Annotated in this window: 10 protein-coding genes and 1 pseudogene; 6 read left to right on the top strand and 5 right to left on the bottom strand. The window is 45.8% G+C overall.

Annotated elements, in window-relative coordinates:
• Positions 1–2,034 carry a cation:proton antiporter domain-containing protein gene (locus tag RID09_RS28080; protein ID WP_446339204.1) on the bottom strand — a complete coding sequence of 678 codons (2,034 nt, stop codon included), beginning with the start codon at positions 2,032–2,034 and terminating at the stop codon, positions 1–3.
• 176 nt (positions 2,035–2,210) lie between these two features.
• Between RID09_RS28080 and RID09_RS28075 the strand changes: the two genes are divergently transcribed.
• Positions 2,211–2,693, top strand: a complete 483-nt coding sequence (locus RID09_RS28075) for a hypothetical protein (protein ID WP_446339203.1) — start codon at positions 2,211–2,213, stop codon at positions 2,691–2,693.
• Here RID09_RS28075 and RID09_RS28070 read toward each other — a convergent pair.
• A complete protein-coding gene (locus tag RID09_RS28070) occupies positions 2,671–2,907 on the bottom strand; it encodes a hypothetical protein (protein ID WP_446339202.1) in 237 nt (78 codons plus the stop codon). The genes RID09_RS28075 and RID09_RS28070 overlap by 23 nt on opposite strands.
• Positions 2,908–3,065: 158 nt before the next feature.
• On the opposite strand from RID09_RS28070, the gene RID09_RS28065 reads away from it, so the two are divergent.
• The 4 genes and pseudogenes from RID09_RS28065 to RID09_RS28050 all read left to right on the top strand — a co-directional run bounded on the left by RID09_RS28065 (position 3,066) and on the right by RID09_RS28050 (position 9,672).
• The gene (locus tag RID09_RS28065; RefSeq protein ID WP_446339253.1) at positions 3,066–4,049 is read left to right on the top strand and encodes an Rpn family recombination-promoting nuclease/putative transposase; all 984 of its coding nucleotides are present in this window, start codon (positions 3,066–3,068) and stop codon (positions 4,047–4,049) included.
• 293 nt (positions 4,050–4,342) lie between these two features.
• Positions 4,343–4,783 carry a hypothetical protein gene (locus RID09_RS28060; protein WP_446339201.1) on the top strand — a complete coding sequence of 147 codons (441 nt, stop codon included), beginning with the start codon at positions 4,343–4,345 and terminating at the stop codon, positions 4,781–4,783.
• An 84-nt stretch (positions 4,784–4,867) separates the two neighbouring features.
• Positions 4,868–7,327 (top strand): annotated as a pseudogene (locus tag RID09_RS28055) (tetratricopeptide repeat protein); the annotation flags it as partial.
• Between the two features lie 275 nt (positions 7,328–7,602).
• Entirely contained in the window at positions 7,603–9,672 is a 2,070-nt protein-coding gene (locus RID09_RS28050; RefSeq protein ID WP_446339200.1) for an S-layer homology domain-containing protein, read from the top strand.
• 110 nt (positions 9,673–9,782) lie between these two features.
• On the opposite strand, the gene RID09_RS28045 is transcribed toward RID09_RS28050, so the two are convergent.
• Positions 9,783–10,025, bottom strand: coding sequence for a hypothetical protein (locus tag RID09_RS28045; RefSeq protein WP_446339199.1), 243 nt, complete (start codon positions 10,023–10,025; stop codon positions 9,783–9,785).
• On the opposite strand from RID09_RS28045, the gene RID09_RS28040 reads away from it, so the two are divergent.
• Complete coding sequence (locus tag RID09_RS28040) at positions 10,025–10,702, top strand: hypothetical protein (protein ID WP_446339198.1); 678 nt, start codon at positions 10,025–10,027, stop codon at positions 10,700–10,702. The genes RID09_RS28045 and RID09_RS28040 overlap by 1 nt on opposite strands.
• Here RID09_RS28040 and RID09_RS28035 read toward each other — a convergent pair whose 3' ends face one another.
• Both RID09_RS28035 and RID09_RS28030 read right to left on the bottom strand, forming a co-directional pair.
• Entirely contained in the window at positions 10,703–12,085 is a 1,383-nt protein-coding gene (locus RID09_RS28035; protein ID WP_446339197.1) for a sensor histidine kinase, read from the bottom strand.
• A gap of 196 nt (positions 12,086–12,281) precedes the next feature.
• Entirely contained in the window at positions 12,282–13,238 is a 957-nt protein-coding gene (locus RID09_RS28030) for a lysylphosphatidylglycerol synthase transmembrane domain-containing protein (RefSeq protein ID WP_446339196.1), read from the bottom strand.
• Between the last annotated feature and the right edge of the window lie 15 nt (positions 13,239–13,253).

Genomic DNA, 13,253 nt, shown 5'->3' with positions numbered 1-13,253 from the left:
TCAGCTAATCGTGGGAAAATGTACGACAATGATAGAAGTGTCTTGCTGTGTTCGTGCGATCGCCTCCGGTTCTCCTCCCAATGTAGGAATCGCCAAAAGGTAACTGGGATGGGTACTTGCCGTCAAAATCAATAAATCATGACGTTGCACCATCCGCGACACATTCTGCACAAAATTCCCCCGCACCTGTACCAACCCACTCGTACTTGCCAACCCCCACTCTTGCGGCTGACAGTCAAACTCACCCACTCCCGTCACCACAATCACCAATCGAAACGTCGCTTTCAACGCCGCCGCTAAGGTTTGCGCCAACATCACCGTCGGTTTAAACGTCACCGATACCGTCTCCTGATCCGTCGCCGCCAACACCACTCGTGCAGTATTCTCAATCGGCTGGGAAAATCGGGCAATTAATACCGGAACCTGAGAGCGCCAGATAACATTATCAATCACACTGCCAAAAAAGCTCTCACGAGTCGTAGAAAACCCCTTCCAGCCACAAATAATCAACGTCGCATCCCGTTCCGCCGCCGTGCGAGTAATCCCTCGGTCAATCGTATCATCCACCCGCCCAATCGGTTCCACCTTAGTTACAGCCCCATGGGCAATTCGTTCAGCCGCCGCTAAAAGTTGGCTTTGCAGCATCTTCGCCTCTGGGGAAATGGGTCCCGTTTTATCAGATAAAACATGCAGCGGAAGTAACGTTCCCTGCGCCGTTTTCGCCAAAATTAACGCCAATTGTAATAAATTATCTTCCGTCTTCGGATTCGCCACCGGAACTAACACCCGCCTTGCCAAAGATGGCGTTTTTGGAGCATTTTCCTGCTCCTGTTGTCCGTGGGGTTTCACCTGTTTTCCCCAGCGTTCGGTAATCCAAGGAGACGCCACACAGGTGACTAAAATCATGGCAATAATCCCATTTACCGTCAACTGATCCACCAGTTTAATTTGGTATGCTACTGTAATCGCCGCCAGAGTAGACGCCGCCTGTGCCATAGACAAACCAAACATGACCATAATACTCGGAAACTGAAACCCAAACAGCTTCCCTGGTCCCCAAGCCGCGCCAAACTTACTCGCCATTTCCGCGCCAATCATCACCAACGCCACTAAAATTGATTTCGGCTGCTTGACTAAGATTAACGGGTCAATTAACATACCCACAGAAATCAAAAAGAATGGCACAAATAAGGTATTACCAATAAACTGAATCCGATTCATTAACGGACTCAATTGGGGAATAATTTGGGTAATCGCGATTCCGGCTAAAAATGCGCCAATAATCGGTTCAATCTCAATTAATCCCGCCGTGTATGACACGACAAACAACGTCGCCAGGACAAAAATAAACTCCGCCCCTTCATCATGTCCAAATCGGTGAAAGAACCAGCGCCCCAGTTTTGGCACGCCCCATAACGTCGCCACCGTATAGATAGTAAGGGCGGGAATCAGAAACAACCAGAACCCTAGCGTCAGATTTCCCCCATGGGCTTTCACCACCACCGCCAAAACTAAGAGTCCCAAAACATTAGTAATTAGTGTTCCTCCCAAGGTTGTGGTTACGGTTTGTGTCCGCATCAATCCCAACTTAGTTAGGATAGGTAATGCCAAAAGTGTATGAGTCGCAAAACAGGACGCGACTAGAATCGACGCCAGCCAACTATATCCCAGAAGTAACATCGCCACCGTACCCAGAATCATCGGTAAAGAGAACGTGGCTAAACCAAAAATTGCCGCTTTATCGGCATTATATTTCAAGTCATCTAAACTGGTTTCCAACCCCGCCATAAACATTAAAAACAACAGTCCCACCGTTCCCAAGAGGACGATAGTACTATCCCGTTCCAATAAACCCAAAACATTGGGTCCGACAATCACACCCGCTAGAATTAAGCCGACAATACCCGGAAGTCGCAACCGTTCAAACAAGAGTGGCGCGACTAACATAATTGCCAAAATGGTTAAGAAGACAGCAACGGGGTCAGTAATCGGACTCGGCAGTAGAGCAACCGCACTCAGGCTAGGATACATCATAGAGGAAGACGTGTTTTGAGGGTGTAGGGGCGGGTTCCACGACTCATGTTTTTGGTGACCCTGATGTCACTAAACCTGCCCTATCTGAATTATGAATGATCAATGATAAAACGGATTAGGTGACAAATAACATCGCTGGTTTCTTAACAAAGAACAAATGACCAAGGACGATTAGTATGGCATATAGTGACTTCAAAACTCTATCTCAAGTTAGAGAATCCTTTGAGTTAATTATTACCCCTGTGCTTTTGGACGTGCGGCGACACTTTGGGTTTAAAATTGGCTTTTTCTCTGGGTCAGAGTTCAATGTTGCTCCTGACGCTGGCTTAAATGGATATTGTGATTATATTCTGACCGCTTCCCCAGAATCTTATGAAATTCGGACTCCCGTTCTCACCCTGGTGGAAGCCAAGAATGAAAGCATTAAGTCAGGTTTAGCACAGTGTATTGCCGAAATGATTGCCGCTCAACTGTTTAACCAAAGCAACGAGGAGCCAAGGGAGAGTATTTATGGGGCGGTAACTACAGGAACGGATTGGAAATTTCTCAAGTTAAGCGATAAGAGGGTTTTTATTGATAAACGCGACTATTTTATTAATGAGGTGAGCCGGATTTTGGGAGTTTTAGCTATGCCCTTTAAGGGTATTCTGAATTGTTGATGAGCATTTTTATATCGATATCCTGAGTGCTATTGGTTTCATCTTGAGTCTCGGTATTACTGTCTTCAGGAATCAATTGATCGGGAGATGTTCGAGAGGTATCCTGGTTAGGAGTAGAGTGCAAAGATGTCACGCGATCGCACATCGCTAAAGCTACCTCTGGAATCACCCAGGAACTGCAAATCGCGGCGGTTAAGCCTAAGCTGTTTGCCATTTAAAGTTTAATATCAATAATGACAAAATTCTTGTAGTGCGAGCATCTTGCTCGCTACCCATTCCCAACTTAAATGCGTGACAGCTTAGTTGCATTTGGGTGCAACGGAAACGATATAATCATGTTTACCCTGATTAAATGGTTGAAGAATTATGACTCTGAGATTTATTAGCCCCAAAACTGACTTTGCTTTCAAGAAAATATTTGGGTCAAACGACAGCAAAGATATCTTGATTAGCTTTTTAAACGCCTTAATTTATGACGCCAATCCTGTAATTCAGGATTTAGAAATCATTGATCCTTATAATCCCAGAGATGTCGTTGATCTCAAAGATAGCTATCTAGATGTCAAAGCCTTACTAGATAATGGGTCAAGAGTCTTAATTAAAATGCAGGTACTCAACGTGGCGTGCTTTGAGAAGCGCGTCATTTATAACCTGACCAAAACTTATGCGAATCAACTCAAGTATGGGGAAGGATACTCTTATATTAAACCCGCTATTGCCTTAACTATTACTGATTTCCCTATGTTTAACCAAACTCAACGGTTCCTGACACGCTTTGGCTTAAAGGAAACACAGGAGTTGTTTGATTATCCTGATCCGGAAATCGAGTTAATCTTTGTGGAATTACCCAAATTTACTAAAACTCTGGATGAATTAGACAGTTTAACGGATAAATGGATTTACTTTATTAAAGAAGCTCCCAGCTTGGAAGTGATTCCACCCACATTTAGTCAACTTCCAGAACTGGATAAAGCGATGAATATAGCGAATCAAGCGAATTTAAGTGTAGAGGAATTGGAAAAATTGCGTAAACAAGAAATGTTTCTCGAAGACCAACGGGGATTTATTATTCAGGCAGAGCAGGATGGATTAGCCAAAGGCTTGGAGCGAGGATTAGAACAAGGCTTGGAGCCAGGATTAGAGCAAGGATTAGAGCAAGGATTAGAGCGAGGGCGTCGAGAGGAAGGAATCCGATGGACATTACGTTTACTGGAGCGGCAGTTTGGCTTAATTGCTCCAGAAATTCTTAACCAGATTCAAAACTTATCGTTTGAACAAGTCGAACATCTAGGAAATGATGTTTTAGGGTTCAATAGTTTAGAGGACTTATCAAACTGGCTACAAGAAAATGGATAGATTTTACGATTAAATCGGGCGCACGTCGGTGCGCCCCTACAGGTTCCCCTAACTTTTCACTGGAAGTCTAGAAACCTGAGTGCAACCAAAAAGTTGTAGAGACGTTGCATGCAACGTCGGGGCGGGTTTAGTAAAATCTGGGTGCAACCGAAAAGATAGTGGTGAAACCCGCCCCTACAGAGGCGCCACATAACGTGAAAAGTCAGACAGGTTTCCGACGTCTCCAATCGGGGATCTTGCTGGGAGACTCCCTGATTTAGAATAAAACTATGGCGGTGACTTAGGATAAAAATATGGAACCACTGACGCTATCGGCAGCTGCGATCGCAACTCTGGTGATTACCAAAGCATTTGAGAAAACGGGCGAGGTTTTGGGTGAAAAGGCATTAGCCCAGGGTGGGAAGTTGGTAACATTGCTCAAAGCGCGATTTCCTAACGCCGATGCAGCCTTGGCGCGGGTTGAGGAACAACCGGAAGATTGGGGAGAAGCGGTACTGGAACTTGAAGCCGCCGCGCAGCAGGATCAAGAGGTGGCGCAAGCGGTGCAAGATGTAGCGACGGCGGCGCAGGAAAATGCCAATGGGGAAATTTTGGCAAAACTGCAAGCCCTAGAAGCAGCAATTCAGGCGCAACAACCGACGACAAAACAGGAATTTGGTAAGGTTGCAGAAGTCGTGGATAAAGCGGTTTTTGGCAATACTTTCAAGGATTTTAGCGGTGGCGTTCACTTTTGACTACAGTCGCCCGTAGCGGAACGGGTAACGGTAAATCCGCCTCACAATCTTCCTTGGAGTGGTGTACGCCACGATCAATTTTTTGGACGGGAAGAGGCATTAAATACGTTACATCACCAGTTACAAGATAATCAGCAGGTTGCCATTTCTGCTGTCGCGGGGATGGGAGGTGTGGGGAAAACGGAATTGGCGCTGCAATATGCTAGGCGCTATTCCCATCGGGAAAACATTCCGCCAGAATCGGTGTATGAGGGTGGGGTGTGCTGGTTGGATGGGCGAGGTGTGGATTTAGGGGTTCAGATAGTCCAATTTGCCAGAACTTATTTACCCTTATCGATTCCAGAGGGGTTAAAGTTTCCGCTTCAGGTGGCGTACTGCTGGCGAAATTGGGTACCGCTGGGACATGTGCTGATTATTATTGATGATGTCACGGATTTTCAGCAAGTGCGGCAGTATTTGCCCTCGGATGCTTCTCGGTTTAGGATGCTCATCACGACGCGGTTAGACTTGGGGGCGTCGATTCGCCAGTTACCCCTGGATGTGCTGAAACCCAGAGCAGCACTGGCGTTGTTGAAATCGCTGATTGGACGAGAACGGCTGCAACAGGAACCCTGGGAAGGGCGAAAACTCTGTCGCTGGTTGGGATATTTGCCCTTGGGTTTGGAGTTGGTGGGGCGATATTTGGGACGAAAACCGGATTTATGCTTACAGGAAATGTTATCTCGGTTGCAGGCAAAACGGTTGGAACAGTTAGCGCTGAAAAAGCCGAAGTCAGAGGATGATATGACAGCGCAATTGGGGGTAAGAGATGCGTTTGAGTTGAGTTGGCAAGATTTGGATGAGTCGGCGCAGGAATTGGGGATAGGGTTAAGTTTATTTGCAGCTACGCCAATTCCCTGGCGATTGGTGGAGGGGTGTTTGGCGGAGATTGATGAGGAGTGGGAGGAAATTAGGGATTATGGGTTGGTGTATCTGCATTTAGTGCAGCGTCAAGGGAAGGATTTGTATCAATTACATCCCCTGATTCGGGAATTTTTGATTAGTAAGCGGGAAGCGTCAGGGATAGCGGATAAGTTGAAGCGGGATTTTTGTCGGGTGATGGTAGGGGAGGCAGATAAAATTCCAGAGACGCCGACACTAGCAGAGATTAAGGCGGTAAATCCGGTTATTCCTCATCTTGCAGAAGCGGCGACGAGTCAACAAGATTGGTTGACGGATGATGATTTAATTTGGTCTTTTGTTGGGTTGGGTCGTTTTTACGAAGGTCAAGGACTCTATGAGCAAGCTGAACCTTGGCGTAAGGATTGTCTATCTGTCACCCACCAGCGTTTGGGAGAAAATCATCCCGATGTTGCTACTAGCCTGAATAATTTAGCAGTAGTCTACGAATCTCAAGGACGCTACCAGGAAGCAGAACCTCTTTATCTAGAAGCTTTAGCACTAAAAAAACGCCTGCTGGGAGATAATCATCCCTCTGTCGCCACTAGCCTGAATAATTTAGCCTATCTCTACTATTCTCAAGGACGCTACCAGAAAGCAGAACCTGTTTATCTAGAGGCTTTAGCACTGAGAAAATGCCTGCTGGGAGAAAATCATCCCCATGTTGCTACTAGCCTGAATAATTTAGCATTACTCTACAATTCTCAAGGACGCTATGAAAAAGCAGAACCTGTTTATCTAGAGGCTTTAGCACTGTTCAAACGCCTGCTGGGAGACCATCATCCCCATGTTGCTACTAGCCTGAATAATTTAGCATTACTCTACAAATCTCAAGGACGCTATGAAAAAGCTGAACCTGTTTATCTAGAAGCTTTAGCACTGAGAAAACGCCTGCTGGGAGAAAATCATCCAGATATCGCACAAAGCCTGAATAATTTAGCAGGACTCTACAATTCTCAAGGACGCTATGAAAAAGCTGAACCTGTTTATCTAGAAGCTTTAGCACTGAGAAAACGCCTGCTGGGAGACCATCATCCAGATATCGCACAAAGCCTGAATAATTTAGCATTACTCTACAATTCTCAAGGACGCTATGAAAAAGCTGAACCTGTTTATCTAGAGGCTTTAGCACTGAGAAAACGCCTGCTGGGAGAAAATCATCCAGATATCGCACAAAGCCTGAATAATTTAGCAGGACTCTACAAATCTCAAGGACGCTACCAGGAAGCAGAACCGCTTTTTCTAGAAGCTTTAGCACTGTACAAACGTCTGCTGGGAGACAATCATCCCTATGTTGTTACTAGCCTAAATAATTTAGCAGGACTCTACAAATCTCAAGGACGCTACCAGGAAGCGGAACCGCTTTTTCTAGAAGCTTTAGCACTGAGAAAACGCCGACTGGGAGACAATCATTCCGATGTTGCGACTAGCCTGAATAATTTAGCAGAACTCTACCTTTTTCAAGGACGGTACGAGGAAGCAGAACCTCTTTATCTAGAAGCCTTAGCCATTGCTGAACAACGGTTAGGCTCTAATCATCCCAATACTATTCTCTACCGTAATAATTTGCAAATCCTGCACTATAGATTAGACCATTCTCCCTGATGGCGCTGATGGAAGTGGCTGGGAAAAATTGGCGGCGGATGGGGTAACAGATGGAACTGATAAATTATGTCACCGATGAATTATCGAAACTCATTTGTTTAATCTCCTAGCTTCTACTGGCGTGACACAGGTAAAATAGGGCTTTGTAGTAAGCATAAAGAGTGCTTTAAAGTCTAGCTGGAGAGGGCTAAAGTTCCCTCACGACAAAACAAATCTATTCCAGTCCAACCACTTAAGCTGAAATAGGTTACTTTAATATCGGAAATTCTAAACGAATGGTTCAATCGACTCTCTATGTCAACCCAGCCACCGGGAAGGATGCGAATACAGGCTCGGTGGATGCTCCATACCGCACCTTAACCCACGCCATCAGACAAGCCACGGCTGGAACCATGATTTCCTTGGCAGCGGGGATGTACAATGCGGCTAACGGTGAGCAATTCCCGATTGTGATTCCCTCTGGAATCCGAGTCATCGGCGACGAACCTAGTAAAGGCAAGGATATCTCTATTGTGGGGAGTGGTGATTATGATAGCCCCAGTTTTGGCGCTCAATCCATTACCGTCAGAGCCGACTCTCAAGCCGAACTGCGCGGGGTAACGGTGACGAATCCAGTCACCAAGGGAACTGGGATTTGGATTGAATCCAGCGCCCCGATTATCGCCAATACTACCCTAACCCGTTGCGGTCGTGAGGGGATTTTTGTCACAGGGACGGCAAAACCCGTAATTATGGATAATGAATTAAGCGAAAATGCCTCTAGTGGTATCTTTCTGGTGCGAAATGCCAAAGGGGAACTGCGGCGCAATCGCTGTCAACGCACGGGGTATGGCATTGCCCTAAGTGATAATGCGGCTCCCTTAATTGCCGATAATACCTTAATTAATAATAAGGCAGGAATTGTTCTATCTCGCCAAGCTCAACCCGTCTTGCGCCGGAATCGGATTGAAAATAATACCGATGGGGGGCTAATTGTCAATGGGTCTGCCCAACCGGATTTAGGGAATCGCCAAGACCCAGCCGGGAATATTCTGCAAAATAATGGCAAAATTGATTTGCAAAATAGTACGTCTTTAACCTTGGTTTCGGTGGGCAACTTGTTAAATCCTGCCCGTATTTCCGGTGCGGTTACCTTTGGTGCGGCACAGGTTCCCGCATCAGCCCTGGGTCCCATTCAGTTTAGTGATTTGGGCAATCATTGGGCAAGTATGTTTATTCAGGAATTAGTTAAACGGGAGTTAATTAGTGGCTTTCCTGATGGCACATTTAAGCCCGAAGCAAATATTACCCGCGCCCAGTATGCGGCGATTCTTGCCAAAACCTTTAACTTACCCCGCCAGGTTGGGGCGACATCGGGATCATTTCGCGATGTGGCGGATAACTTTTGGGCGGCGGCGGCGATTCGCAAGGCGGCGAGTATGGGATTTATCTCTGGATTCCCCGATGGTACGTTTCGCCCCCAGGAAAATCTGACGCGGATACAGGCGCTGGTATCTGTGGTGAATGGGTTGGGATTAGGGGGTGGGAATGGCAACATACTTTTGTTTTACCGCGATCGCGCCCAGATTCCCAGCTATGCTACAGATGCCATTGCTACGGCGACACAACGGCAATTGGTGGTGAATTATCCCCGCCCTGAAGAACTTGTTCCCATGCAAGCGATTAGCCGCGCCGAAGTCGCCGCCTTAATTTACCAGGCGTTAGTCTCAACTGGCAAAGCCTCAGCCATCACATCCCCTTATATCGTCAACCCGGAGGGTTATGTTCCCTCATTTAGTGATATTCAAAATCATTGGGCGGCTGATTTTATTCGCCCCCTCGCCGGATTAAACTTGATTAGCGGCTTTGCTGATGGTAGCTTTAAACCGGATGCCCCATTAAATCGGGCGCAATATGCGGCGTTAGTGGTCAAAGTCTTTAACCCCACACCCATCCGCCCCGCCACTCAATTTATCGACGTTCCCACGAACTTCTGGGCGTCAGCCGTCATTACTCAAGCCTATCGCGGTGGCTTCCTCTCCGGCTTCCCCGACCAAACTTTTCACCCCCAGCAAAGTTTACGGCGGGTTGAATTGATTGTCTCCTTAGTCCAAGGGCTGTCTTTACCAGAGGCAGAGGAAAATCTCTTGGAATTTTATCAGGATCAAGATAATATTCCCATCTATGCCAAATTTGCTGTAGCGGCGGCTACTCAAGCCGGCATTATCGTCAATTATCCTAAACCCACCTGGTTAAACCCAAAACAAGCCGCCACTCGCGCCGATGCCACGGCGTTTCTGTATCAAGCATTGGTGCAACGAGGGCGTGTCAATGCTATCAATTCCCAGTATATTGTTCAAGCATGAGGATGAGGAAGCGCAGGGACACAGGGAGGTAGGGAGGCAGGAGAACATACATTCGATTCGTATCGTAGTATCGTAGGGGCGAAGCATTCGCGCACAGATATATCGGTTTTTTAATCAAGTTTCAACGCGAATGCTTCGCCCAATAACCAATGTCCAATAACCAATGTCCAATAACCAATGTCCAATAACCAATGTCCAATAACCAATGTCCAATAACCAATGTCCAATAACCAATGTCCAATAACCAATAACCAATGTCCAATAACCAATAACCAATAACCAATGTCCAATAACCAATAACCAATAACCAATGTCCAATAACCAATAACCAATGTCCAATGACCAATAACCAATGACCAATGAGATAGATTCAGCTATTTTTTATGCCGTGGAGTTACTCAGTCACTATGGATTTGAACTGAGGGGATATTCTGCGACAGAATTAGTTGAGTTTTGGTTGGAGGAGTATCCCGCCCAATGGATTCGTTTAGCGGTCATTGAAGCTTTGTATCAGGGACGGTATAAGGCGATTTCCGTTGAGCAAATTTTAGCCGTCTGGGGGCGACGAGAACAGCCTATCTATCGATTTAATCATGAGTTTGAACGGTTGATTTGTCGCAAACTGCCGCAAGATTTGAACGCCCCCGTTGATAGGACGTCTGAATCGATGTCCTTGATGGGGAGTTTCCTGGATAGGTTTGAGTCAAGTTCTACGGTTGAAGTGGCACAGTCAGAGGAGTTTGTTGTGACTCAATCAGCAACGGAATCCGTTGAAGCCCTGCCGCAAACACCCGCCCAAACTGAAACGGAAATGGAACTGACGGGGGAGTGCGATCGCACACCACCAGACCTAACTTCTCCCGATCATACCAGTCTTCCTGAGCCAGTGGATGGGTCACGTCGCGAAGCTAAGCAACACCCCATTGATCAATTTACACCATTGCCGGATGATTCGGACTTTTATCTGAAACTGAAACAAGTTGCCCATCCGCTAGAGTGTCAATCTAGTAATACAGCACTTTTCAAGTAATTAAATCGGAATTTCGATCACAAACTCTGTTCCTTGACCCAGTGACGAATTACAGGTGAATTTTCCTCTATGTTTTTCAACAATAATTTGATGGCTAATTGATAATCCTAAACCCGTGCCTTTTCCGGGTGGTTTTGTGGTAAAAAAAGGTTCAAAGATTCGCTGTTGGAGTTCTGCATCCATTCCCGGTCCGTTATCAATAATACGAATAACGGCATTCGCCCCCGATTGCTGATTATTAATTAATTCTGTGCGAATCCAGATAGATGGCGTTATCGTTTGCTCACTATCCTCATTAGGGGGTTGAGAACGCATGTCTCTTAGGGCATCAATGGCATTGCACAGCACATTCATAAAGACTTGATTTAACCCACCAGGATAACAAGTGACTAAAGGCAGTTTACTATAATCCTTGAATACTTGAATCTCTTGTTTGTTTCCTTTGGATTTCAAACGATAGTAGAGCATGACTAGGGTGCTATCTAGCCCTTGGTGGATATCTATCGATTGCTCTTCGTCTGCTCCAGATAAGGTTTTGAGGGAATAAACAAGTTGGCGCAAACGTTCAGCCCCCATTTGCATAGATGACAGGGTTTTGGGAAAATCTTTGATCAGAAACTCTAGATCAATTTGTTCGGCTTCTTGTTGAATTTCTGGTGCAGGTTGGGGGTTATATTTGCTGTAGAGTTGGAGTAACTTTAATAAGTCGTTGGTATATTGTTGAGCATGGGGAAAATTGTTACATAAGAAATTAACAGGATTATTAATTTCGTGGGCAACTCCAGCTAGCAATTTGCCTAAGGTGGAAAGATTTTCTTTTTCGATGAGCTGTTGTTGCGTGCGTTGCAGTTGATTTAATGTCTCCTCAAGTTGTTCGGCTTGGGCTTTATATTTTGCTTGCGATCGCTGCAAGGATTCTTCGGCGAGTTTGCGCTGGGTGATATCTGTGACGAATCCTTCATAGTAGAGTAATGTCCCTTCGCGATCGCGCACCGCCCTAGCATTCTCACAAATCCAGATGATCTGCCCATCTTTGCGATACACCTGGGATTCAAATTCCGTGACTGCATCGTGCGATCGCAGTTTCTCAATGAAGTCCCGACGCCGATTCGGACTAACGTAAAGTTGTTGTCCAATGTCGGTTAGCTCCTCCAACAGTTCCCCTGGCGATGCATAACCATAAATCTTTGCCAACGCTGGATTGCAGTCGATAAAGTGCCCGTCTGGAGTCGTTTGAAAGATACCCTCGACGGCACCCTCAAACATACTACGATACTTCTTGAGGGCTAACTCCATATCTTGACATTCTGGAATTTGATCAGCTAATTCCTCATTCAACGCTTGTAACTGCCGAGTTCGCTTAACAACAAAATTAGGGGACAATGGCTTGTCCGACTCCGACCAATCAGATGGACTGTTCAGTAAACGGTCGCTGCTGGGAAGTAACATGGGGGCGTTGCTAAGCATATATGGGCATTACTACTAGCTTCTAGGATTTGGATCACTCCTTCAGTGATATGTAGTCCGGAAGACTTGTGATTTAAATCACTAAATGGAGTGATATGAGTTACAATCAGCCCTAATCGTTTTGATTGCCCTTGATTGTACGTACTGTTGCTAAAAATTGACTCAGGAACGGTAGCCCGCCAATAGCCGGTAAAAAGTAACGCGAGGTACACAGCAATCCCAACGCGACGGCGGTTGGGGTGTCTAAATAGTCTTGATAAAACAACACTAATGCTGCATCGCGTGTGCCAACTCCGGCAAAGGTGAGGGGCAATAATCCGGCTAAAATGGCGAGGGGAGACAAGGCTAGATTCACCAGAAACGGAGTCGTCGCCTGAAGCGCTAGGATAAAGAACCAAATTTGTAATAAGTGTAAAAACCAAATAAAAATTGACGTTCCGGCAACTTTTAAGAGTTGACGTTTATCGCGCCAGAAATAGTCATGCATATCGCCCCAAGACCCTTGCATCGTTTCTAATTTGGAACGCATTTTTTTTGGGGCAATCTTGCGAGCCACGACAAAGAAAAAATAAGCAAATTTCCGAGACGACAACAGAAAAATTCCCAGAACTAAACCGATGCTCACAGCCAGTGTCATGCTCCAAAATAGCAAATCTTTCGGGTCATAGAGCAATAAACCAAAGACACACCATAACAGCAGGGATAAAAGATCACAAGCTTTCTCAAAAATCACCAGTGATAACGAAAGAGTCCCACTTAAATGACCGCGCTGTTTCATGAAATAGGCTTTGGCAATATCTCCCATCTTGGACGGCAATACCATATTTAAAACACTTGCCGCTAAGATTAAACGATTTGCCTCAAAAAAGCCCAAGCGAGAGCCACTGGGCATCAATTGTTGCAACCGCCAAGACGTGAATAACGTCAGGGGAACAACCATTCCCAGACTCACGGGCATCCAGACGCGATCGCTATTTTGAAAAACGGCAACGAGTTCGGGAAAATCAATTTTTGAGTAAATTACCGCCAGGATAATTAGGCTGACAGCGATTGAAATTAGTCGTTTCATGAATTAGTCATTGGT

The organism is Coleofasciculus sp. G1-WW12-02, assembly GCF_040219735.1.
Taxonomy (GTDB): domain Bacteria; phylum Cyanobacteriota; class Cyanobacteriia; order Cyanobacteriales; family Coleofasciculaceae; genus Coleofasciculus.
This window is presented reverse-complemented; position numbering and strand designations above follow the sequence as displayed.

Excerpts from the sequence above, each read along its gene's own strand:
- RID09_RS28080 (WP_446339204.1), bottom strand. The coding sequence starts at position 2,034 with ATGATGTATCCTAGCCTGAGTGCGGTTGCTCTACTGCCGAGTCCGATT.
- RID09_RS28075 (WP_446339203.1), top strand. The coding sequence starts at position 2,211 with ATGGCATATAGTGACTTCAAAACTCTATCTCAAGTTAGAGAATCCTTT.
- RID09_RS28070 (WP_446339202.1), bottom strand. The coding sequence starts at position 2,907 with ATGGCAAACAGCTTAGGCTTAACCGCCGCGATTTGCAGTTCCTGGGTG.
- RID09_RS28060 (WP_446339201.1), top strand. The coding sequence starts at position 4,343 with ATGGAACCACTGACGCTATCGGCAGCTGCGATCGCAACTCTGGTGATT.
- RID09_RS28050 (WP_446339200.1), top strand. The coding sequence starts at position 7,603 with ATGGTTCAATCGACTCTCTATGTCAACCCAGCCACCGGGAAGGATGCG.
- RID09_RS28040 (WP_446339198.1), top strand. The coding sequence starts at position 10,025 with ATGACCAATGAGATAGATTCAGCTATTTTTTATGCCGTGGAGTTACTC.
- RID09_RS28030 (WP_446339196.1), bottom strand. The coding sequence starts at position 13,238 with ATGAAACGACTAATTTCAATCGCTGTCAGCCTAATTATCCTGGCGGTA.